Raw genomic sequence first — 20,810 nt, forward strand, 5'->3', positions numbered from 1 at the left:
GGTGGCTGTGCCGGAGCCCGATGTGTCTTACGGCAGGAGGCCGAGGCGGCGGGCGGCGACGACGGCTTCCAGGCGGGAGCGGGATTCGAGCTTGCGCATGGCGCTGCGCAAGTGGCCCTTCACCGCCTCGAAGGTGACGCCGAGTTCGATCGCCGCGTCGGCGTTGCTCTGCCCGACGGCGACGCACGCCAGGACATCCAGCTCCCGGGGGGAGAGCACCTGCGGGCCGGGCCCTCCGGCGGTCGGGTGCCCCGCGGCGGCGAGCTTTTCGCAGGCGACGTCGAACCGCTGCCGTGTCCCGGAATCCGTGAGCTGCCGCGCGAGGCTCCGCAGATCCGTGTACGCCTCCCTGACCAGCTCCCACTGGGGTCCCATCGGGCCCGGTGCCGGCTCTACCGTGGACACCTGTTCGCTCAGCCGGGCCAGCCGCCGGACCACCTCGTCACATACGGCAAGTTCCTGTTCGAGGTCGCGAGCGGCATCGGCCACCGCCCGTACGGCGCGGTCTCCCAGCGGCACGACCTGGCGGACCGCCCCGTACAGCACCCCGCGCACCGTCCGGGACACCACCACCGGGGCCGCCACCATCGCGCGCAGGCCCTCGGCGGTGATCACCCGGTCGTAGTGGTGGCTGATCCGCCGGCTCGCGACGTAGTCGTTGACCGCCATCGGGCGCCGCAGGGTGACCACCTCGCCGCCGAGTCCCTGTCCGAACGCCAGGCCGACGCCGCGCAGCGCGCCCTTGGTGACGCCGGTGAACTCGTCGAGCCGCACCTGCCCTTCGCCGGTCACCACGCCTCCGAAGGTGAGTCCCATTCCGGTGGCGTCGCGCAACCCGGCCAGGGCCCGGCCGATCAGCCGGCTGTCGTCGGCGACGGATGCCGGTGGTCCGGTGGCCATGGACGCCTCCTCGAAACGGTACGGCGCTGTCTGTGGCGCCTCCCTCATGCGGGGGTACCGCGCTCGGAGCGGTCCGAGGAAACATCGCGTCAACGGCACGCGTCGGCCCCCGCCCCTTCAAGGAGCATGATGACCAGCCCGGAACAGCACATGGCGCACCTGCTCACGACCTTCGGCTCGCCGGCGGCGTGCACGGCGGACCTGCTGTGCGACCGGCACGCGGCCGACGCCGTCGCGTTCACGCTTGTCGAACCCGACCTGACCGGCCGGAACGTGACGTTCGGCGAGTTGAAGGAGTCCTCCGCCCGGATGGCGAGCGCGCTGGCCGGGCTGGGCGTCGGCGCCGGCGACCGCGTCGCCACGCTGATGGGCAAGTCCGCCGAACTGGTCGTCGCTCTGCTCGCCATCTGGCGCCTCGGCGCGGTGCACGTCCCCCTGTTCACGGCCTTCGCGCCTGCGGCGATCGGGGTTCGGATCGCAGGCAACGGCACCAAGGCGGTGTTCGTCGACGCCGACCAGCGCGCCAAGCTCGACCCCTGCCCGGCGTTCCCCCAGGACGCCGGGTGGCGGATCATCACCACCGGGCCGGCCGCCGACGGAGCACTCGCCTTCGCCGACCTGATCGCGGCGCACCCACCGCTGGAGCGCGCCGTGGCCATGGGCGGCGACGCGCCCGTCATCGAGCTGTTCACCTCCGGCACGACCGGATCGCCCAAGGGCGTCCCGGTGCCGCTGCGCGCCGTCGCGGCGTTCGCGATGCACCAGGAGTACGGCCTGGACCACCGGCCCTCGGACGTGTTCTGGAACGCCGCCGATCCCGGCTGGGCGTACGGCCTGTACTTCTCCGTCGTCGCCCCGCTCGCCCTCGGTCGTACCGCGATCCTCCTGCACTCGGGATTCAGCCCCGCGCTGACCTGGTCGGTGCTCGCGCGGTTCGCCGTCACCAACTTCGCGGCGGGGCCGACCGTGTACCGCGCCCTGCGCCACGCCGACACGCCGGTCCCCGAGGGGCTGCGCCTGCGGCACTGCTCCTCAGCGGGTGAACCCCTCACCCAGGACGTGATCCCCTGGGCCGAGAGCGCACTCGGCGTGCCGGTCCTCGACCACTACGGCCAGACCGAACTCGGTATGGCGGTCGCCAACGCCTGGCACCCGGACCTGCGTGGCGACGTACGCCCCGGGTCCATGGGACGCGCCCTGCCGGGCTGGAGCGTCGAGATCCTCCGGCCGGAGGACGACATCCCGGCGCAGCGGTTCAGTGCCGATCGCCGCTGGTACTACACCGGCGACGTCGCGAGGAAGGACGAGGACGGATACCTGTTCTTCGCCGCCCGCGCCGACGACGTCATCCTGACGGGCGGCTACCGCATCGGGCCCTTCGACGTGGAGAGCGTGCTCGCCGCCCACGACGCCGTCGCCGAGGCAGCCGTCGTCGGCGCCCCCGACGAACGCGAACGCCCCCTGACTCACGGCCGCGGGCGTGCGCAACGCCTACCACCACTATCTGCCCCCGGAAGCCAACCTCCTGGAACCGGAGATCTCCCCCCTGCACGCGCCCAGTCACGCGGGCCTGCCACCCACGACGATCGTCGTGGCCGGACACGACCCGCTCCACGACGAAGGGGTCATGTACGCGGAGCGGCTGCGCGAGGCCGGCGTCCCCGTAGAGCTGTTCGACTACCCCCGTATGGTCCACGGCTTCGCGAACGCCCCGCACCTGTTCCGCGAGACGGCCGCCGCCCTGGGCGAGGTCGTGACGGCACAGCGCCGCTGGCTGGAGGAACTAGGCCGTCGGCGGTGGGGTCGGCGCTGAGGTCGGCGGTGGGGTCGGATTCGCGGGCGGCGGAGTCGCGCCGGGGTCGATGCCGAGCACGATCGACGCGCGCAGTCCGTGCTTGATCGACCCATTTCCCTTGAGCGGGGTGACGACCATGGTCGATTCCGGCCCCTTGTTGTCCATCGAGTAGAAGAAATCCTCGGCGTTGGACAGGCGGGGGGTGGTGTTGGACGAATAGGGCGGTACGGCGGCGACCTTGTCGTTCACCGACTGCGGGAAGTAGAGCTGCCCGGTGTGCGCCACATGGCCACCGGTCACGCTGTCGGGCCGTACCGAGGCGTCGACGATCGTCTTGAGATGAATGTGCAGTCCTCGGCCCCAGTACCAGCCGGGGTAGACGGTCCGGAAACGCACGAGTCCCAGCCGGTCGGTGACCTGCACGCCGCGCAGGAAGGTCGTGTCGTCGGTCGGGGTGGCGTGGCCGTTCTCGTCCGTCGGGGGGAGTCCGGGGCCGGAGTAGCCCGTGTATCCGGAGTACAGGCCGCCCGCGTCGCAGTGCCAGATGTCAACGGCGACGTTCCGCACGGGCCGGCAGCTCACGCTGTCGACGATCATGAATGTGAGTTCGAGCGGAACTCCGGTGCGGTCCTCGGCGATCGTGTGGCGGACCTTGTCGATGTCCAGGTAGTACGGCCCCGTCATCTCCTCGGGGGACAGTACGCAGGACGGCTTCACCGTGGTGCCCGACGGGGTGGCGGCGGCAGCCGGTCGGGCGTCGGCGCCCACCGCGGCCGACCCGGCGGCAGCGACACCCAGCCCCGCACCACCCAGGGTGACGAGCAAGGACCGACGGCTGTGCGGCTGAGGTTTCTTGTCGTTCGGAGGGGTTTCGGACATGCCGAGCTCAACTCCCTGAGCAGGAAGGCCTGTTCGCCGATCTGTTCCGCAGGGCTCCGCCGCACACCTGTCGGCGCGCGGGCCGCGGAACGCTGGAACAAGCTAAAAGAGAATGATTATTCTCTTTAGGCTAGCGTCGCCTCCACGGGTCGTCAAGGCGGGAGCTGGGTCGCCTGGAGGGCGTGCCTGGCCCGGCCCGTGCTGCGGGTCAGGTGGACTTCGACAGCAGTACGCGCAGTTCCTCGACCAGCGTTCCGGTCGGGACGGTGTTGGTCTTGAGCACGGTCTGGGAGATGAGGGTGCCCAGGCTCAGCGAGATCAGGGCCCAGGCCGCGTCGGAGCCGACGCGATCGCCGGGGTGCAGCCGGGTGAGCAGGGGGAGTACCGCGTCGTGCAGGGCGGCGGCGTCGCGCCGCTGCGAGACCTGCAAGTGCGGTACGCGCATCGATTCGGCCCAGAACTGGACGATCAGAGAGGTGGCGGCGTCGGCATCGGGCACCGTGACCATCTCGCGGTGGATCACGTCGAGGATCTCGGGCACGGTCAGGGGCGGCTCCGCCTCGGCCGCGTCGCGCAGGCCGCGCAGCACCGGTTGCATCGTCGAATCCAGCAGCGCCTCGATGATGGCCTGCTTGCCGGTGAAGTACCGGTAGACCGCCCCGGAGGACAGGCCCGACTCGGCGAAGATGTCAGGCATCGACGTGGCATGGAAACCGTTGCGGGCGAAGCAGATTGTCGCGGCGTCAAGGATCTGCCGTTGACGTTTCTCGCGGTACTCCTGGCTGACTCTAGGCATAGCTGAGGATAGGCCAGGGCGGCGTTGACGGCCCCCGGCGGCCTCGCTAGGTTAAGAGAATCATCATTCTCTTTTCCGTCGGGCAGGGCGCCTCGGCGGTAGTGATCACGCGTCTGGGGATGCCTGTGAGCCATCGAATTCTCATCATCGGCGCCGGTCTCACCGGCCTCGCGCTGGCCTCTGGGCTTCACCGCCGCGGTGTCGACGCGGTGGTCGTGGAACAAGCGCCGATCATCACCGAAGCCGGGTGGGCGATCGGACTGAGCAAGCGCCATCTCGTCGCGCTGGACCGGCTCGGCATCACCGACCGGGACCGCTGGGGCGGCCATCGGGCCGACCGGACCCTGATGTTCGACGGTCGGACCGGGTTGGTGGACCAGGTCCTCGAGGAGAGTCCGGTCATGTTCAACAGGTCCGACCTCCAGTTGTCCTTGCTGGAGGGAGTGGCCGGCCTGGTACGGACGGGGGTCCGACCCCGTGGCTTGACCGATCAAGGAGACAGTGTGGAGGTCGAGTTCGACGACGGCCGACGGGAAAGTTTCGACGCGGTGATCGGCTGCGACGGCATCAACTCCTGGACCCGCCGTGAGGTCCTGGGCGGGCCGGAAGCCACGTACACCGGGACCGCGGAGCTGCGCTTCCAGGCACCCAACCCGGACCACACGATGACCGTGACGGCGGTAGCGACCTGTGGGGATGCGACTCTTGCCTATTTTCTGATGGACGGAGGCAGGAAGTTCCAGGGCATCGTGTTCCTCCACGGTGAGCAGGACAACCGGCGTGAACTGACCCTCCCGGAGCTGGCCGACCTGTTTCCTGTCGTCACGGGCCCGCTGATCGCCCTGGTGGAAGTGATGCGGACCGATCCACCGAGCTTGTACACCAACGTAAAACAGGCTGTTGTGGACAACTGGGTACGCAACCGCGTCGCGATCGCCGGTGATGCCGCACACGCCATGACCACCGTGGTGGGACAAGGGGCCGGCGCCGGGTTCGAAGACGCCGCGATCCTCGCCGACCTGCTCACCACCCCCCGGCTGTCCGCCCCGCTGGCGCTGGCCAGCTTCGAGGCGCTTCGCAAGCCCGAGGCACAGTCACTCCAGCGCTACAGCCACGAGATCAGCAAGGCGATGAACGTGAACACCTCGCCGCGCAAGATCTTCACCACCAACCCCGGCCTTCCCGGCGCGGCTTAGTCCCGGCGACGCTTCCGCGAACGAGCCGCGCGATCCGCCGTTCCTGGGCCGTGAGCCGGTGCGCGTCCGCCGCCCCGCGCTTGCGCGGGAACTCGCCGGTAGCGCTCAGCTCACGTGCCGCGCGTCCGGCGAACGCCTTGTCCATCCAGGCCAGGAGCTCGCCCGAGGCCAGGCCCTTCGTCGTGAGGACAGTGGTGCCCCCTCTTGAAGGCGCAGTCGGAGGCGCGGGCGCTCCGGCAGGTAGCCGCTCGTATCGTCCAAGGACTTGATTCCCGGTCACCTGCGCGCCTGAAGTCATCCAAAGTCAGAGGTGAACAGGGGATGGTTGGCGGACAGGGTGACGCCGAACGGATGGCCCTCGGTGAGGAAGTCGTACAGGAACTCCGAGAGGGTGGTGCCGTGGTGGTGCATTCGAGGTCCCGGCCTTTGTTGAGCATGACGGTCCAGCCATCGGGGTTGTCGGTGGCGGCAAGCCAGTAGCCGGTGTCGCCGTTGTCGGTGATCAGGCAGGGATACAGCAGCCCGGGAAGCGCGGCATCGTCCAGGTGCTCGTGCCCGTGCCCGTGCTCCCACAGGTGATGTCGGCCATCTCGCGCACTGTCGCGACCAACTCGGCCTCCCTGCCGAGCAGGTTGCCGCCGCGGGTGCCGAGCGGATGCTGCAGCCACAGGAAGTCACGGAATCGGCCCGGCGGCAGGTGCTCGCACAGTCGTTTGTAGTCAGTGGGCAGATGGTGGCCCAGTTCGGCCTCGATCGCGTTCCAGTCGACGTTCCAAAACGAAGGGCGCGGCAAGTGAGGGGTCAGGAGTGTGAGGACCTCTTCGATCACGCCGACCGACAGTACAGGGCGTCAAGTACGCCGGACCACCCATCGCCGGCACGACGGGCCCACCCGACGACCATGGCTACACACCTACCCGCGCGAGCTCCAAGGTTCTCGGATCACATCACCCGAGCGGAGTGGAATCGACATACCTGACGGATGGCGACGGGACCGCGCCCTGTTCCGGGGGAGCGCCGCCCATGAGGACATGCCGGCGCAGGCCGCGCGGTCCTTCCACTGGGCGGATCCCCCGTATCGATGCCGCTGCGCTGCCCGCTCCCGCGTACGAGCGGATCGGTGAACAGGTACGCCGTTCTCTGGGGTCCGGTGCGGCGCGCGGGGCAGGGCGCGATTGTCAACGGCACTTCGAACCGGGAGGACTTGGTCGCGCGACGCTGCGGCAGGCGTCGTCCGGCGGGCGGTTCGCGGAGCGTCTTCCGCCGACCGAGATCATGACCTGGTGCAAGCCGCCTGGTGAGCGGTGACGACGGGGCGCGGGCGCGGCGTTGGCGTTCGTTCAATTTTTACCGACGCGTAACTTCCCTTCCGGTTCTTACTCATGCGTAACTTGGCATGAGCACAGCCAATGTGTGGTCCGGGCCACAGGGCTGACAGCCATCGCCTTTTCCCCTTGAGCCGCAAGGAGATCGCTCGATGCTGCCCTGGAAACGCGCGTTCGGACCGCTGGCGGCGCTGCTGCTGGCGGTCTCGGTCGCCACCACCGCCCCCGCCGTCGCGGCCACCCCTACCTCCACCCCCACCCCCACCGCGACCTCCTCCACCGTGAGCAGCGGTTGGAACAACTACTCCTGCAAGCCGTCCGCCGCCCACCCCCGCCCCGTCGTCCTCGTCCACGGCACCTTCGGGAACTCCGTCGACAACTGGCTCGGTCTCGCCCCGTACTTGGTGAACCGCGGCTACTGCGTCTTCTCCCTCGACTACGGGCAGCTCCCCGGAGTGCCGTTCTTCAACGGTCTCGGCCCCATCGACAAGTCCGCCGGACAACTGAGCGCGTATGTCGACCGGGTGCTCGCCGCCACGGGCGCCCCGAAGGCCGACATCGTCGGCCACTCCCAGGGCGGCATGATGCCCCGCCACTACCTCAAGTTCCTCGGCGGGGCACAGAAGGTGAACGCCCTGGTCGGACTCGCGCCCGACAACCACGGCACGAGCCTGCTCGGTCTGACGAAGCTACTGCCGTACTTCCCCGGCGTGGAGGACCTGCTGACCGAGAACACCCCCGGACTCGCCGACCAGATCGCCGGATCGGCCTTCCTCACCAAGCTCAACGCGGGCGGCGACACCGTGCCCGGGGTCAAGTACACGGTCATCTCGACCCGTTACGACCAGGTGGTCACGCCGTACCGCAGCCAGTTCCTGTCCGGGCCCGACGTACGGAACGTCCTCATCCAGGACCTGTGCGCGGTGGACATCTCCGAGCATGTGTCGATCGGGCTGATCGACCGGATCGCGTTCCACGAGGTGGCCAACGCGCTCGATCCGGGCCGTGCCACACCGACGACCTGCGCGTCGGTCATCGGCTGAGCGACGACAGACCGCGGGGCTCCGGACCGATGACCGGTCCGGAGCCCCGCCGTACGTCGTCGCGTCAGCGGCCGTGCCGGCCGCCGCCCGCGGGCTGGGCCCTGCGGCGGACCGTACCGAACATCACGGCCGCGCCGGCGGCGAGGATCGCCGCGCCACCCGCCGCGATGTACGGCGTGGTGCTGTCGCCGCCGGTCTCGGCGAGGTTCGCCGGACCACCGGCCGGCTGCTGTTCGGCCGGGCCGGCGCCGTTCGCCTCGGGGGCGTTCGCGTCTTTCGCGTCGGGTGCCCCGGCATCCTGGGGCGCACCGGCCTTCTCGGGGCTGTCGCCGCCGTGCCCGCCGTGGTCGACGGTGGACTTGGCCGCGCCCTCCTCGACATCGGTCTCGGAGGGGGCGGACGCCTCGGGAGCGGCGGCCGAGCCGCCGTTGTCGGCGCCGAAGACCACGTCGGAGCAGGTGTAGAACGCCTCGGGGCTGTCCGAGCGCTGCCAGATGGAGTAGATCAGATGGCGGCCGGACCTGGCGGGGACGATGCCGTCGAACACGTAGGCGCCGTTCACCAGCTTCGGGTCGGTGACCTTGGCGAACGGTTTGTCCTCCAGATCGGACCAGTTCAGCGGCTTGCCCGGGTCGTAGCCGTCCTTGGTGATGTACAGCTCGAAGGACCCTCTGTGCGGGGCGGTGGCCTTGTAGGTGAAGGTGCGGTTGCCCGCGGTGAACGGCGACGACGGCCAGTCGCCGCGCGGCAGGTCGAGCCCCTTGTACTTGTCGCGGCCGGCCGAGCAGAGCTTGCCGTCCGGGATGATCGACCGGTGGTCGCCCGCGGCGTTCGCGATGTTGACCTCGTTCCAGTCGTAGAACGCCTGCGTCCCACTGGACGCGACCGCCGCCTTGCAGGCGGCCGACCGCGGGCTCTCGGGCCCCTCGGCGAAGCAGGCGGACACGCGGCTGACCGGGTCCGTCATCGAGCCGTGGGCGGCGGCGGGAACGGCCGCGAGCCCGATGAGCGCGAGCGGCGCGACGCCCAGCACGGCGATCCCGGTGGTCCTGCGACGAGCGGTCATGGCTTGGTTCTCCTTCTGAGCGGCACAGGCGAGGGGGGAGCGGAGCGGGCCGAACTCCCGGGTGCGTGACCTCCGTTGCACACGGCGCCACCGGCGTCCGACCCGCTCCGGCCCTCAGCAAGCTAGCCCTTCGAAACCCCGGAACGGCCTGCTGGAACGGGGTGAAGGGGATCCTTATGGTCCGCTTAAGCCGAGAGTAAGCCGACGCTAAGCGACCGCTGAGAATGAGCCGGACCAGCTTTGCTCACGGACCGTCGGACGGCCGGCACCGTGTCCTCGAACGTCGTGCCCGCCGCGCGGTACCCGTTCACCGGCGTGCCCACCTGGGCCGGGCCGAGGACCTGGTCCTTCAAGTGCGGGACATAGCCCACCTGCTGGCCGTACGAGCACGGCGTGGCGCTGGTCCGGCTCGCCAGGTCGATCAGCCACTGGTTGAAGTTGATCGACATCGGCCGCTCCGGCAGATACGCGGCCCCGTGCGTGCCGAAGTGCCGACCGTCGATGTGGTAGGTGATGGTGTTGTTGTCGATGGTCACCACCAGGTCGTGCCACCCGGCGTAACTCTGCCCGGCCTCGCTGTGCTGGTTGACGGCGTCTCCGGGTTCATCACCGAGTTGCCGCTCTGACTGGCGAACGTGACGTTCTCCGGCACCAGTTGGCCCCGGGTACCCCCGGACCGCCGGAGTTCGCGCGGACGCTCCAGCCGTTCGCGGCGATCCTCGGATCGCTGTGGCCGCAGTAGTTGAAGTCGTCGAACAGGGTGGGACCAGCGGGCGCCCCGGTGCCCGCCGCCGTGGTCCCGGTCGGTACGGCACCGGCTGCCGCGCGGAGGCGGCTCTTGGGGAGTTTCGGCATGGGATGTTCCTCCCCGGAACGGTGGTGGGGGAGGGGCTGAACGATTACGCGAGTGGTGGCGCCGTACCTGCGGGGGCGGTCATGAGCGACCGTGCGGCATTCGATCCGGTCCGGCGTCTTCACGCACTCGGTCCACAACTGTGCCTGCGTACCGAGGACTTGGGCGGTCACCACCTGGTGGCCGCGCCGGGCGGCGGACAGTGCGTGCGCCGGATCGCGCCAGGTCATCACCGTGAAGTCGAGGGCAGTTCGGTGCCGGTCTCCCACTCGGTGGTCGGACACTCCTCGCCGCCGATATGGATGTACGGGGACGGGAAGACGTCCATGACCTCCTCCAGCACCGTCCGGCAGAAGCCGAGTGCCTGGTCATGGACGCCGAGCACGGTGTCGTAGACACCCCACCGGGTCCAGACGTCGAGCCGTCGCTCCGGGTGGTTGCCCAACTCGGGGTACGCGGCGAGGGCCGCGCGCACATGGCCGGGCATCTCGATCTCCGGCACGACGCCCACCCCGCGCTCCGCCGCGTAGCTCACCAGGGCGCGGCAGCTCCTCCTTGGTGTACGACCCCGAGTGCGGGACCCCGTCGAACCGGTCGCCGCCCCGGCCCGCAGGCCAGGTCATCGACTCGCTGCGGTGACCGCCGACCGAGGTCAGCAGGGGGTAGGCGTCGACCGGCATGCGCTCGGCCCGGCGGCGGCGGCAGCGGCAGCCGCGGCGGTGCCGGCCGACGGGGACGGGCACCGTCCGGGCATCCCGCCGGGCGGCTTCGCGCACGGTGACGCCATCACGTCGTCCACCCGGAACCGGGGGACATCCAGTCGGGCGGGTGAGGACACAACCCGCGGCCCGTCCGGCGATTGAGGACCAACCGGCCGCCGGGCGGACCCGGTCAACGCCCGCGCCCACCTCACCCCGCGCCCACCTCACCCCGCGCCCACCTCGCCCCGCGCACCTCACCCCACCCACCGGTAGCACCGCTCCGGGCGCCCCGTCCCCCCGTACCGCAGCGTGACCTCCGCCCGGCCCGTGTCCGCGAAGTACTCCAGATAGCGCCGCGCGCTCACCCGCGACAGCGCCCCCTCGTCCGCGCACTGCGTCGCCGACAGACCCTCCGCGTGGCCGCGCAGCGTGCGCTCGACCAGCTCCGCCGTATGCGCCGCCAGACCCTTCGGAAGCTCACGGGAGCCCGGCGGACGGGTCCCGAAGATCTGGTCGACGTCCTCCTGACGCGCCTCGCCCAGCCGGTCCAGCCGGGTCCGCAGCGACGCCACGTGCCGCAACTGCTCCTGGAGCGCGGACTGGCTGAACGGCTTGATCAGATAGTGCAGCGCCCCCGCCCGCAGCGCCGCGCGGATGACGCCCGCGTCCCGCGCCGCCGTGATGAACAGGGCGTCCACGCTCGTACGGGCCGCATCCCGCTCCTCCGCCGCCCGCAGCTCACGCAGCACCGCGATGCCGTCCATGTCCGGCAGATAGATGTCGAGAAGCACCAGGTCGGGGCGGCGCAGCTCCGCCGCGCGCAGCGCTTCGGCCCCGCTGTGGGCCACCCCGACGACCTCGAAACCGTCCATAGCGGACACATAGCGGCCATGCAGTTTCGCGACCATGAAGTCGTCGTCCACCACCAGCACCTTTGTCACGCCGTCACGCTAAGCCGCGACCGCAATGACCACAACGTCCGTTGATGACGGAAGAGAGACAGCTTCTTAACGCGAAGGCAACATGTGAGCCACCTCACTGCCCTACGACTTGCTCCCCTGAAAGGCGGCACACGTGCGATTCCGCACTCCCCTCGCCCTCCTCGGGGCCGCGCTGCTGGTGCTGGTGGGTCCGCCGCTGCTCTCCGTGGGCAGTGGTGGCGATACCGGTACCCAGATACCCGGCCTGCGTTTCATGGTCCCCAACACACCGGGCGGCGGCTACGACATCACCGCCCGCACCATGGCCAAGAACGCCGAGGACGCCGAACTCAACCACAACATCGAGGTCTTCAACCTGCCGGGAGCCGGCGGCACCGTCGGACTCGCCCGCGCCGTCAGCGAACACGGCAACGGCAAGCTCGTGGTCTCCATGGGCCTCGGCGTCGTCGGCGCCGTACGCACCAACAACTCGCACGAGACCCTGGCCGACACGACGCCGATCGCCCGCATCAGCGAGGAGACCGACATCGTCGTCGTCGGCAAGGACTCCCCGTACAAGACGATCGACGATCTGATCACGGCGTGGAAGAAGGATCCGGCCAAACTGCCCGTCGGCGGCGGCTCGTCGCCCGGCGGACCCGACCACCTCGCGCCCATGCTGATGGCGCGGGCCGCCGGAATCGCGCCGAAGACCGTCAACTACGTCCCCTTCGACGGCGGCGGTGAACTCCTCGCCTCCATCCTCGGTAACAAGGTCGCCTTCGGCGTCTCCGGTCTCGGTGAGTACCGCGACCAGATCGAGGCGGGCGAGCTGCGCCTGCTGGCCGTCACCGGCCCCGAGCGGACCCCCGGCATGGACGCGCCCACCCTGCGCGAGGCGGGCCTGGACACCGAGTTCACCAACTGGCGCGGCGTCGTCGCGCCGCCCGGACTCTCCGACGCCCAGCGCGACAAGCTCATCGCCTTCTTCGAGGAGCTGCACGCCTCGTCCCAGTGGAAGGACTCGCTGAAGAAGAACGGCTGGGACGACGCCTTCCTCACCGGTGAGAAATTCGGCGACTTCCTCGCCGCCGAGGACAAGCGCGTGGAATCCGTCCTGAAGGAGCTGGGACTGTGACCACCCACCCGAACACCCCTCCCAACACCCCTCCCAACACCCCCGCCAACACCCCTCCCCAGGACGGGACTTCCCCGTCCCGCCGCTCCACCTGGCTGCGCGAGCACTCCGAACTCGGCGTCGGCCTCATGCTGCTCCTCCTCGGGATCCTCGTCCTCACCGACGCCCTGACCATGGACGTCGACATCACCCAGCGCGGCCCGATCGGCCCCAAGACCGTGCCGATCGTCGTCGGTATCGGTCTGCTCGTCGTCGCCGTCCTCCTCAGCCTCGACGTCCTGCGCGGCGGCCGGGGCGAGGCCGAGGGCGGCGAGGACATCGACCTGAGCGAACCCGGCGACTGGCGCACCGTGCTGCTGCTCGCCGGGGTCTTCCTCGGCAACGCCGTACTCATCGGCCCGCTCGGCTTCCCCATATCCGGGGCGCTCCTTTTCTGGGGCTCCGCGTACGCGCTCGGCAGCCGGCATCTCCGACGCGACCCGCTCATCGCCGCGGGCCTGGCCCTCGTCACCTACTTCATCTTCAACAACCTGCTCGGCGTCCCCCTCCCCGGTGGCCCGCTGATGGGAGTGATCTAGACCATGGACTCCCTCAACTCCCTGATCGACGGCTTCGGTACGGCGCTCACGCCGATGAACCTGCTCTGGGCCGCGATCGGCGTACTGCTGGGCACCGCGATCGGCGTACTGCCCGGCATCGGCCCGGCCATGGCCGTCGCCCTGCTGCTCCCCGTCACCTACGGTCTGGAGCCGACCGGCGCGTTCATCATGTTCGCCGGCATCTACTACGGAGCCATGTTCGGCGGCTCCACCACCTCGATCCTGCTCAACACCCCCGGCGAGAGCGCGGCGGTCGTCGCCGCCATCGAGGGCAATCCGATGGCCAAGGCGGGACGCGGCGCGCAAGCGCTCGCCGCCGCGGCCGGCGGTCACTTCGTCGGCGGCATGATCGGCACGATCCTGCTGGTCGTCCTCGCCCCGACCGTCGCCTCCCTGGCCGTCGACATCGGCGCCCCCGACTACTTCGCCATCATGGTGCTGGCCTTCATCGCCGTCACCTCGGTCCTCGGCTCGTCCCGTATCCGCGGTCTCGCCTCGCTGCTCATCGGCCTGACCATCGGACTCGTCGGCCTGGACCAGATGACCGGCCAGCAGCGCCTCACCTTCGGCACACTCCAACTCGCCGACGGCATCGACGTCGTGATCGTCGCGGTCGGTCTCTTCGCGATCGGCGAGGCCCTGTGGGTCGCCGCGCACCTGCGCCGCTCCTCGGGCGAGCCGGTCCCGGTCGGCCGCCCCTGGCTGGGCAAGGACGACGTACGGCGCACCTGGAAGCCGTGGCTGCGCGGGCCGCTCATCGGCTTCCCGTTCGGCGCGATCCCGGCCGGCGGCGCGGAGATCCCGACGTTCCTGTCGTACGTCACCGAGAAGCGGCTGTCCAAGCACAAGAAGGAGTTCGGCAAGGGCGCCATCGAGGGCGTCGCGGGCCCCGAGTCGGCCGCGTCCGCCTCCGCCGCCGGCACGCTCGTGTCGATGCTGACGCTCGGGCTGCCGACGACCGCCGTCGCCGCCGTCATGCTGGCCGCGTTCCAGCAGTACGGCATCCAGCCCGGACCGCTGCTGTTCGAGCGCGAGTCCGAGCTGGTGTGGGGCCTGATCGCCTCGCTGTTCGTCGGCATGGTGCTGCTGCTGGCACTGAATCTGCCGCTGGCTCCCGTGTGGGTGAAGCTGCTGCGCATCCCGCGCCCCTACCTCTACGCGGGCATCCTCTTCTTCGCGGCCGTGGGCGCGTACGCGGTCGGCGGCGAGGCGCTGGACCTGGTGATCCTGCTGATCATCGGTCTGATCGGGTTCGGGATGCGGCGCTACGGGCTGCCGGTGCTGCCGGCCGTCATCGGCGTCATCCTGGGCCCGGCCGCCGAGCAGCAGATGCGCAGGGCGCTCCAGATCAGCGACGGAAGTGTCTCCGGACTGGTCAACACGCCCTTCTCGGTGACCGTTTACGCCGTCATCGTGCTGATCATCTGCTGGCCGCTGGTGCGCAAGCTGGTGCTGAACCGCCGGGAGAAGACGAAGATCTCCGCGTAGGCCGTGCCGTGTGGGCGGCGTTTGTCCACAATCGCCGGACAGGCCGCTCACACGGCCCGTCCGGCGATTGAGGACGTACCGGCCACCGGTCCCCACTGTCGGTCCCAACTGTCGGTCCCGGATGCGACCATCGACACATGACCGCGCTCGACTGGGACGACGCCGCAGACTCCTTCGACGAGGAGCCCGACCACGGGCTGCTCGATCCGACCGTGCGCAAGGCGTGGGCCGCCAAGCTCGCGAGCTGGCTGCCACCCGAGCCGTCCAGGGTGCTCGACCTCGGCTGCGGCACCGCCAGCCTCGCCCTTCTGGCCACCGAGTTGGGCCACCGCGTCACCGCCGTCGACCTCTCGCCACGCATGGTCGGACTCGCCAGGGCCAAGCTGTCCGGCACGGACACGGAGGTGCTGGTCGGCGACGCGGCCAGACCGCCCGTGGGGGAGCGCACGTTCGATGTGATCATGGCCCGTCATGTGCTGTGGCTGCTGCCCGATCCGGACCGCGCGCTGACCCACTGGCTGTCGCTGCTGCGGCCCGGTGGGCGGCTGATCCTGATCGAAGGCGTCTGGTCCGGCGCCGGACTGCCGGCGACGCGCGTCACGATGTCCCTCGCCCCGCTCGTCGAGCGCGTCCAGCACGAACGTCTGTCGGCCGAAGCGGCCCTGTGGGGCCGTGTCGTGGACGACGAGCGTTACGCGCTGATCGCCCACGCCGCGCAGCACCGTCGCCACACGGAAGTGGTCGACGTCCATCTGATCCTGCGCCGGGGCGACGAGGTGCTGCTGGCCCGCCGGTCCGGCACGGGATACGGGGACGGTCTGCTGAACAGCCCGGCGGGCCACGTCGAGGACTGCGAGGACGTCCGCGCGGCGATGATCCGCGAGGCGTCCGAGGAGATCGGCGCCGAACTGGGCCCCGACGACCTGCGTACGGCCCTGGTCATGCACCACCGCGGCCCCGGCGGCCGGCCGCGCACGGGCTGGTTCTTCGAGGCGCGGTACGATCCGGCGCGCACGACCTGGGAGCCGTACAACCGAGAGCCGCAGAAGTGCTCGGGCCTCTCCTGGCATCCGCTCTCCGCGCTCCCGGACGACATCGTGGCGTACTGCCGCGCGGGCCTGGAGGCGTATCGCGCGGGGGAGCGCTTCGTCATCCACTGGCACGAGGAAGCCGACCCGATCGCCCACGACCCGCACGGCGTATCGCGCGCGATACCCCTGACCAGGACGGACTCAGGTCCTAACGGGACAGGGGACGGCTCGACAGATCCAGCGGAGTCGTGACCGCCCCCTCGCGTACGAGGAGTTCCAGCTCGTCCAGCGCGCGGCGGGCGGCCTCGGCCGCGACCGGGTCCCGCTCGGCGAGACCGCTCTCCTCGAACTCGTCCTCGTCCAGACGCAGGACCGTCCCGCCGTCGGCCGACGCCCACAGATCCAGGTCCAGATCCTCGACCAGCAGCTCGTGGCGGAGTTCACCCGGCCCCGGCCCCGGCCCGCGTACGACCGCCGGCCGTGTCACGTCGCAGTACCAGCCCTTGAGCGTCCCGTCGCCCGTACGGACCTCCTTCACCGCGTACCACCGGTCGCGCCAGTAGTGCTCGGTGAAGATGTCGCCGGGCTCGAAGCGTACGAAGCCGAAGTCCCTTACGCCGTCGGCCGCCCACGGCGCGCGCACCACCACATGCGTGCCGTCGTCGGCGACCAGGGTGGCGGGGTAGCGGATCTTCGTCCGGCCCGCCTTGACCAGACGCACCTCGACCTTGGTCCCCGAGGTCACTTCGGCGTCAGCCGAGCGTGCGGACATGGCGTACTTCCGAGGCGCAGACCTGGTAGCCGAACCAGGTGTTGACCGCCAGCATCGGCTCGTTCCGCGCGTCGTTGTTGGTGAACGCGTCTGTGTAACCGGCGGCGCGGGCGCGGCGCATGGAGTCGACCTTGGCGGCCTTGGCCAGAGCGCGGCCCCGGTAGTCGCGCAGCGTGCCCGTCATGGCCGACAGATAGGTCGTGTCCCCGTCCGTGTGGGCGAGGGTGAAGGCCGCGATCCTGCCGTCGGCGACCACGAGGGTGCTCAGGCGGTGGTCCAGACACGGGTGCTGCCAGGTGTTGTTCAGCCAGTCCTCGTAGTCGTCGAGGTTCGTGCCGACGTCGCCCGGCTCGTCCGACGTCGCCTCGGCGTCGGCCTCGAACACCGGCCGCGGGTCGTCGGCGAAGTCCGCCGCCGTCGCCAACGAGCAGCCGGCGGGGAGCTTCACCGGCTCGGGCAGCGTGGCACCCGCCAGATCCAGCCGCTGGAAGTGTGCGGTACGCAGTGGCGAGTAGCCCCGGTGGGCGGCGAAGGCGAGGGACGCGGGCTGGTCGTTCACCCACGTGTAGGCGGTTGTCGCGCCCTCGGTGGCCAGATACTCCTCGGCCGCCCGCAGGATCGCGGATCCCACGCCCTTGCCCGTGTGGTCGGGGTGCACATGGGGGTTGAGCCGGGACTGACCGGGTTCGTCGCTGTCGTACGCGAGCCCGACATGCGACGTGCCGATCACCTCCCCGCCGTCCTCGGCGACCAGCATCCGGTACTTCGAGGCGGGGTGGGCGCTCCGTACGGCGAAGTGCAGGGCCTCCTCGGTCGTCACGGCGTAGGGGACGGTGGCACGCCGGACACGGACGACGGCGGCGGCGTCCTCGCGGCGGAAGTCACGAACGATCACAGTCATGGTGCGGCACCCTACGCGGACGCGCCGCCACGACGCCTCTCATTTTCCGCCCGGGAACGCGGCGGCGAACACGGGCGCGGAACACGGGGGATGGGGGACAATCGGCCGTGTGACCTTGAGAATCGCCATCGACGACGACGCTGCCGCCGCCCCGTACGAGCAACTGCGCACCCAGATCTCCGAACTGGCGCGCTCGGGTGCGCTGCCCGTGGGACACAAGCTTCCGACGGTACGGGGCTTCGCCGGGGAACTCGGCCTCGCGGCGAACACCGTCGCCAAGGCGTACCGGGCCCTGGAGGCGGACGGGGTGATCGAGACACGCGGCCGCAACGGCACGTTCGTCGCGGCGGCGGGCGACGCGGCGGACCGCAAGGCGGCTGCCGCCGCCCAGGCGTACGCCGAGGAGGCGCGACGGCTGGGCCTGTCCCGCGCGCGGGCGCTGTCACTGGCCGAGGACGCGGTACGGGCGGCGTACTCCCGCCAGGGAGTGTCCGGGAGCTGACCGCTCGACGCGCCCTACGCGCCCGCCTACGCGGCGGCCATGGCCTGCTTGCGGGCCCGCGCCATCCCGAACAGGAACAGGACCACTCCCGCGGCCATCCAAGACGTCGGCACCAGTACGGGCATGAGAGCGCCGTTGCCGTCGAAGTACGCCACGGACCGCAGCAGAGTGCCGCCCGCAGTCCGAGGATCATCCAGGCGGTCGCGCCGAACGCGTACTTCGGCATCGCGCTGAGGACGAGGCCGCCGACCACGGCGAACAGGAAGACGGCGCCCACCCGCCGTCCCAGCCCCCGGACCCGCATCAGGACGGCGGCTGCCGTCACCAGGTCGATCGTGGTGGGCGCGCGGGTGAACTGCGACTGCTTCACGGTGATGTACTCGGCGCAGGTGGCGGCGTTCATCCCGTGGACGAGGCCCCAGACATGCTCACCGACAAGGCTTTCGTCGGCCCTGGGGCCCACGGCGACGATCTCGCCGGAGAAGTCCTCACCCGTTCCCTTCGGGAAACGGAACCCGCTCATGACCTTCATCCGGCCCGAACGCACCAGCGCCTCGGCGGGGTTGACGCTTGTGCCATGGACCTTGACGAGAACCGTCCCCGGGCCCGGCGTCGGCACTGGAACCTCGTGGACCGTCAGGACCTCCGGTGGTCCGTACCGCTCGTATCGCACCGCTCGCATCGTCGTCGACGCACATTGTTTGGATCATCTCGCCAGCCGGCCCAGCAGCGACGAGGCGGCGGTGATGCCCACGAGCGCCGCGAAGGCCAGCACGCCGAAGTCCAGCAGGAGATGGGAGGGCGTACCGAGCAGCAGTCCGCGCAGGGCGTCCACCTGATAGCTCAGTGGGTTGATCTTGCTGACCACCTGGAGCCAGCCCGGCATGATCGCCACCGGATAGAGCGCGTTCGACGCGAAGAACAGCGGCATGGTGATGGCCTGGCCGATACCCATCAGCCGGTCACGGGTGAGCACGATGCCCGCGATCGTGATCGACAGGCACGAGAAGAAGGCCGAGCCGAGGATCACCACGACCGCGACCCCGAGCAGTTTCAGCGGATTCCAGGTCAGCCCCACTCCGAGGGCGGCGGCGATGAGGATCACCACGAGCGCCTGGATCAGCGCCTTCACCCCGGAGGCGAACGCCTTTCCGCTGATCAGAGCGGATCTCGGGGTGGGCGTGACCAGCAGCTTGGTCAGGATTCCGGCGTCCCGCTCCCAGATGATCATGATGCCGTAGAAGATCGCGATGAACATCGCGGACTGGGCGATGATGCCGGGCGCGAGGAAGTCGATGTAGGGGATGCCGCCGGTCGGGATGGCCTTGATGTGGGTGAAGGTCTCGCCGAAGATCAGCAGCCACAGGGCCGGCTGGATGGCGCGGGTGTACAGCTCGGTGCGGTCGTGGCGCAGCTTCTGAAGCTCGACCACGCACATGGCGAGAACCCTGGCGGGCAGTACCCGCCAGCCCGTTCGGGGCCGGGGCGGCTCGAGCAGCAGATCGAACCGTCCGGGGCCGGCGCCCTCAGCCGACGCGGGACGCCGTCCGGCGGGTGTTCCTGACATCGCGGAAGTCGCCTCCCTCCTCGTCCAGGCCCTGCCCGGCCACCTCGCGGAACACGTCCTCCAGCGTCGGTACGGTGTCCGGCCCGGCCGCCGCGCCCGATTCCGCACGGCGCCGTTCGCGCAGCTCGTTCCGCAACTCCCCGGACGTGCCGAGCGCGTGGATCCGGCCCTGGTGCATCAGTCCGACCCGGTCGCAGTACTGCTCGGCCTCGTCCATGTAGTGCGTGGTCACCAGCACGGTCATGCCGGTCGCGTGCCGCACGGCGTTGATGCGCTCCCACACGCTGCTGCGGGCGATCGGGTCGAGACCGATCGTCGGCTCGTCCAGCATCAGCAGCCGGGGCGCGCTGACCAGCGCCTGCGCGAGTTCCAGCCGGCGGATCATGCCGCCGGAGTACGTCGCGGCCATCCGGTCGGCGGCGTTGGTGAGATTGACCGCGTCCAGCGCCTGGGCGACCCGTTCGGCGCGCTCGCGGCGTGGGACGTCGAAGACGCGCGCGAACAGTGTCACGTTCTCGCGGCCGGTCAGCGCGGCGTCGGCGGACAGTTGCTGCGGTACGTACCCCAGCAGGCGGCGCACCGCCATCTTCTCCTTCGCGGCGTCGTGTCCGAACACCCGCACCAGGCCCGCGGGGACCGGCAGCAGGGTGGTGATACAGCGGATCGCGGTCGTCTTTCCGGCGCCGTTGGGGCCGAGCAGACCGAAGACCTCGCCGGTGCGGACGGAGAGGTCGAGGCCGTCGACGGCCTTGGTGTCGCCGAAGGAGTAGTCCAGCCCCCGGCAGCTCACGGCCTCGGTGGCGGACCCGTCGGCGGTGGTATCAGCGGGGGTGACGTCTCCGTCGGTCATGCGCCCTCCACTTCCTCGTGCAGATGGCGGGCGAGGCTGCGCAGCGCCGGCAGCGCCGCAGCCAGGGCCGCCCGCTCCTCGTCGGTCAGCCGGCCCACCTGCTCGCGAACCAGCGCGGAGCGCCGCGCCGCCCAGTCGCCCAGGCGCGCTGTCGCCGCCTCGGTCGGCAGCAACAGCACGGACCGGCGGTCGGCGGGATCGGTCCCGCGACGCAGATATCCGGCCCGGCTGAGCTGATTGACCAGCGTGGAGACCGAGTTCCCGGCGAGATACAGCTCCTTCGCCGCGTCCGACACCCGGATTCCGGGCCGGGTCGCGACCAGCCGCAGCAGATCGATCTGCGCGCCCCGCAACCGCGGCTCCGTCAGACCCGCCCTCAGCCGCCGCCGGATCATGCGCTGAACCCCTGCCAGCACATCGGCGAGCGAGTCGGAGAGCGAGTCGGACGACTCGATCGAAGTCATGCCTTCATTTTAGCTCTGACTAGG

Annotated in this window: 20 protein-coding genes and 4 pseudogenes; 9 read left to right on the forward strand and 15 right to left on the reverse strand. The window is 70.2% G+C overall.

The window, feature by feature from the left end:
• Window positions 1-27: 27 nt before the first annotated feature.
• Window positions 28-900 (reverse strand): LuxR C-terminal-related transcriptional regulator, encoded by an 873-nt coding sequence (locus OG329_RS34215; protein WP_405800381.1) that lies wholly within the window; start codon window positions 898-900, stop codon window positions 28-30.
• Between the two features lie 150 nt (window positions 901-1,050).
• Here OG329_RS34215 and OG329_RS34220 point away from each other — a divergent pair.
• Together OG329_RS34220 and OG329_RS34225 are read left to right on the forward strand one after the other, a co-directional pair.
• Window positions 1,051-2,346 (forward strand): annotated as a pseudogene (locus OG329_RS34220) (AMP-binding protein); the annotation flags it as partial.
• Window positions 2,347-2,380: 34 nt separating this feature from the next.
• Window positions 2,381-2,713 (forward strand): alpha/beta hydrolase fold domain-containing protein, encoded by a 333-nt coding sequence (locus tag OG329_RS34225; RefSeq protein ID WP_405802175.1) that lies wholly within the window; start codon window positions 2,381-2,383, stop codon window positions 2,711-2,713.
• On the opposite strand, the gene OG329_RS34230 is transcribed toward OG329_RS34225, so the two are convergent.
• Together OG329_RS34230 and OG329_RS34235 are read right to left on the reverse strand one after the other, a co-directional pair.
• Window positions 2,684-3,574: an intradiol ring-cleavage dioxygenase gene (locus OG329_RS34230; RefSeq protein WP_405800383.1), complete on the reverse strand. Its 891-nt coding sequence runs from the start codon at window positions 3,572-3,574 to the stop codon at window positions 2,684-2,686. The two genes, OG329_RS34225 and OG329_RS34230, sit on opposite strands and share 30 nt — an antisense overlap.
• A gap of 208 nt (window positions 3,575-3,782) precedes the next feature.
• Window positions 3,783-4,370 carry a TetR/AcrR family transcriptional regulator gene (locus tag OG329_RS34235; protein ID WP_405800385.1) on the reverse strand — a complete coding sequence of 196 codons (588 nt, stop codon included), beginning with the start codon at window positions 4,368-4,370 and terminating at the stop codon, window positions 3,783-3,785.
• A 125-nt stretch (window positions 4,371-4,495) separates the two neighbouring features.
• Between OG329_RS34235 and OG329_RS34240 the strand changes: the two genes are divergently transcribed.
• Window positions 4,496-5,566: an FAD-dependent oxidoreductase gene (locus OG329_RS34240; RefSeq protein WP_405800386.1), complete on the forward strand. Its 1,071-nt coding sequence runs from the start codon at window positions 4,496-4,498 to the stop codon at window positions 5,564-5,566.
• Window positions 5,567-6,068: 502 nt separating this feature from the next.
• Here OG329_RS34240 and OG329_RS34245 read toward each other — a convergent pair.
• Complete coding sequence (locus OG329_RS34245; protein WP_405800387.1) at window positions 6,069-6,395, reverse strand: hypothetical protein; 327 nt, start codon at window positions 6,393-6,395, stop codon at window positions 6,069-6,071.
• Between the two features lie 648 nt (window positions 6,396-7,043).
• Between OG329_RS34245 and OG329_RS34250 the strand changes: the two genes are divergently transcribed.
• Window positions 7,044-7,934 (forward strand): esterase/lipase family protein, encoded by an 891-nt coding sequence (locus OG329_RS34250; protein WP_405800389.1) that lies wholly within the window; start codon window positions 7,044-7,046, stop codon window positions 7,932-7,934.
• Window positions 7,935-7,998: 64 nt separating this feature from the next.
• Here the strand turns inward: OG329_RS34250 and OG329_RS34255 are convergent, their stop codons facing one another.
• The 4 genes and pseudogenes from OG329_RS34255 to OG329_RS34270 all read right to left on the reverse strand — a co-directional run bounded on the left by OG329_RS34255 (window position 7,999) and on the right by OG329_RS34270 (window position 11,462).
• Window positions 7,999-9,000: a lytic polysaccharide monooxygenase gene (locus tag OG329_RS34255; protein ID WP_405800391.1), complete on the reverse strand. Its 1,002-nt coding sequence runs from the start codon at window positions 8,998-9,000 to the stop codon at window positions 7,999-8,001.
• Between the two features lie 260 nt (window positions 9,001-9,260).
• Window positions 9,261-9,807, reverse strand: a pseudogene (locus OG329_RS34260) (hypothetical protein); the annotation flags it as partial.
• Window positions 9,808-9,945: 138 nt separating this feature from the next.
• Window positions 9,946-10,536 (reverse strand): annotated as a pseudogene (locus tag OG329_RS34265) (family 20 glycosylhydrolase); the annotation flags it as partial.
• Window positions 10,537-10,808: 272 nt separating this feature from the next.
• On the reverse strand, window positions 10,809-11,462 hold the full coding sequence (locus OG329_RS34270; protein ID WP_405802176.1) for a response regulator: 654 nt from the start codon (window positions 11,460-11,462) through the stop codon (window positions 10,809-10,811).
• A gap of 166 nt (window positions 11,463-11,628) precedes the next feature.
• Here OG329_RS34270 and OG329_RS34275 point away from each other — a divergent pair, with 166 nt between their 5' ends.
• From OG329_RS34275 to OG329_RS34290, 4 genes are all read left to right on the forward strand, one after another.
• Window positions 11,629-12,612 (forward strand): Bug family tripartite tricarboxylate transporter substrate binding protein, encoded by a 984-nt coding sequence (locus tag OG329_RS34275; protein ID WP_405800392.1) that lies wholly within the window; start codon window positions 11,629-11,631, stop codon window positions 12,610-12,612.
• A 95-nt stretch (window positions 12,613-12,707) separates the two neighbouring features.
• Window positions 12,708-13,190 carry a tripartite tricarboxylate transporter TctB family protein gene (locus OG329_RS34280; RefSeq protein WP_405802177.1) on the forward strand — a complete coding sequence of 161 codons (483 nt, stop codon included), beginning with the start codon at window positions 12,708-12,710 and terminating at the stop codon, window positions 13,188-13,190.
• 3 nt (window positions 13,191-13,193) lie between these two features.
• Window positions 13,194-14,699: a tripartite tricarboxylate transporter permease gene (locus tag OG329_RS34285; RefSeq protein WP_405800394.1), complete on the forward strand. Its 1,506-nt coding sequence runs from the start codon at window positions 13,194-13,196 to the stop codon at window positions 14,697-14,699.
• A gap of 137 nt (window positions 14,700-14,836) precedes the next feature.
• The gene (locus tag OG329_RS34290) at window positions 14,837-15,982 is read left to right on the forward strand and encodes a methyltransferase domain-containing protein (RefSeq protein WP_405800395.1); all 1,146 of its coding nucleotides are present in this window, start codon (window positions 14,837-14,839) and stop codon (window positions 15,980-15,982) included.
• Here the strand turns inward: OG329_RS34290 and OG329_RS34295 are convergent.
• Both OG329_RS34295 and OG329_RS34300 read right to left on the reverse strand, forming a co-directional pair.
• On the reverse strand, window positions 15,939-16,502 hold the full coding sequence (locus OG329_RS34295) for a DUF402 domain-containing protein (protein WP_405800397.1): 564 nt from the start codon (window positions 16,500-16,502) through the stop codon (window positions 15,939-15,941). The two genes, OG329_RS34290 and OG329_RS34295, sit on opposite strands and share 44 nt — an antisense overlap.
• The gene (locus OG329_RS34300; protein ID WP_405800398.1) at window positions 16,483-17,403 is read right to left on the reverse strand and encodes a GNAT family N-acetyltransferase; all 921 of its coding nucleotides are present in this window, start codon (window positions 17,401-17,403) and stop codon (window positions 16,483-16,485) included. Before OG329_RS34300 ends, OG329_RS34295 begins: the two co-directional genes overlap by 20 nt.
• Before the next feature lie 109 nt (window positions 17,404-17,512).
• On the opposite strand from OG329_RS34300, the gene OG329_RS34305 reads away from it, so the two are divergent.
• The gene (locus OG329_RS34305; protein ID WP_405800400.1) at window positions 17,513-17,905 is read left to right on the forward strand and encodes a GntR family transcriptional regulator; all 393 of its coding nucleotides are present in this window, start codon (window positions 17,513-17,515) and stop codon (window positions 17,903-17,905) included.
• 26 nt (window positions 17,906-17,931) lie between these two features.
• On the opposite strand, the gene OG329_RS34310 is transcribed toward OG329_RS34305, so the two are convergent.
• The 5 genes and pseudogenes from OG329_RS34310 to OG329_RS34330 all read right to left on the reverse strand — a co-directional run bounded on the left by OG329_RS34310 (window position 17,932) and on the right by OG329_RS34330 (window position 20,786).
• The gene (locus tag OG329_RS34310) at window positions 17,932-18,060 is read right to left on the reverse strand and encodes a hypothetical protein (protein WP_405800401.1); all 129 of its coding nucleotides are present in this window, start codon (window positions 18,058-18,060) and stop codon (window positions 17,932-17,934) included.
• A gap of 203 nt (window positions 18,061-18,263) precedes the next feature.
• Window positions 18,264-18,587 (reverse strand): annotated as a pseudogene (locus OG329_RS34315) (alcohol dehydrogenase catalytic domain-containing protein); the annotation flags it as partial.
• A gap of 24 nt (window positions 18,588-18,611) precedes the next feature.
• Window positions 18,612-19,472, reverse strand: coding sequence for an ABC transporter permease (locus OG329_RS34320; protein ID WP_405800403.1), 861 nt, complete (start codon window positions 19,470-19,472; stop codon window positions 18,612-18,614).
• A complete protein-coding gene (locus tag OG329_RS34325) occupies window positions 19,432-20,322 on the reverse strand; it encodes an ABC transporter ATP-binding protein (RefSeq protein WP_405800405.1) in 891 nt (296 codons plus the stop codon). Before OG329_RS34325 ends, OG329_RS34320 begins: the two co-directional genes overlap by 41 nt.
• Window positions 20,319-20,786, reverse strand: a complete 468-nt coding sequence (locus OG329_RS34330; protein WP_405800407.1) for a MarR family winged helix-turn-helix transcriptional regulator — start codon at window positions 20,784-20,786, stop codon at window positions 20,319-20,321. Before OG329_RS34330 ends, OG329_RS34325 begins: the two co-directional genes overlap by 4 nt.
• Window positions 20,787-20,810 lie beyond the last annotated feature (24 nt).

The sequence above is a fragment of the Streptomyces sp. NBC_01506 genome (assembly GCF_045040295.1).
Taxonomy (GTDB): Bacteria; Actinomycetota; Actinomycetes; order Streptomycetales; family Streptomycetaceae; genus Streptomyces.

Bases quoted from the DNA above. Each gene is read 5' to 3' on its own strand.
- OG329_RS34295 (WP_405800397.1), bottom strand. From the start codon at position 16,502: ATGTCCGCACGCTCGGCTGACGCCGAAGTGACCTCGGGGACCAAGGTC.
- OG329_RS34215 (WP_405800381.1), bottom strand. From the start codon at position 900: ATGGCCACCGGACCACCGGCATCCGTCGCCGACGACAGCCGGCTGATC.
- OG329_RS34255 (WP_405800391.1), bottom strand. From the start codon at position 9,000: ATGACCGCTCGTCGCAGGACCACCGGGATCGCCGTGCTGGGCGTCGCG.
- OG329_RS34235 (WP_405800385.1), bottom strand. From the start codon at position 4,370: ATGCCTAGAGTCAGCCAGGAGTACCGCGAGAAACGTCAACGGCAGATC.
- OG329_RS34250 (WP_405800389.1), top strand. From the start codon at position 7,044: ATGCTGCCCTGGAAACGCGCGTTCGGACCGCTGGCGGCGCTGCTGCTG.
- OG329_RS34320 (WP_405800403.1), bottom strand. From the start codon at position 19,472: ATGTCAGGAACACCCGCCGGACGGCGTCCCGCGTCGGCTGAGGGCGCC.
- OG329_RS34270 (WP_405802176.1), bottom strand. From the start codon at position 11,462: ATGGTCGCGAAACTGCATGGCCGCTATGTGTCCGCTATGGACGGTTTC.
- OG329_RS34285 (WP_405800394.1), top strand. From the start codon at position 13,194: ATGGACTCCCTCAACTCCCTGATCGACGGCTTCGGTACGGCGCTCACG.
- OG329_RS34300 (WP_405800398.1), bottom strand. From the start codon at position 17,403: ATGACTGTGATCGTTCGTGACTTCCGCCGCGAGGACGCCGCCGCCGTC.
- OG329_RS34290 (WP_405800395.1), top strand. From the start codon at position 14,837: ATGACCGCGCTCGACTGGGACGACGCCGCAGACTCCTTCGACGAGGAG.
- OG329_RS34230 (WP_405800383.1), bottom strand. From the start codon at position 3,574: ATGTCCGAAACCCCTCCGAACGACAAGAAACCTCAGCCGCACAGCCGT.
- OG329_RS34330 (WP_405800407.1), bottom strand. From the start codon at position 20,786: ATGACTTCGATCGAGTCGTCCGACTCGCTCTCCGACTCGCTCGCCGAT.
- OG329_RS34325 (WP_405800405.1), bottom strand. From the start codon at position 20,322: ATGACCGACGGAGACGTCACCCCCGCTGATACCACCGCCGACGGGTCC.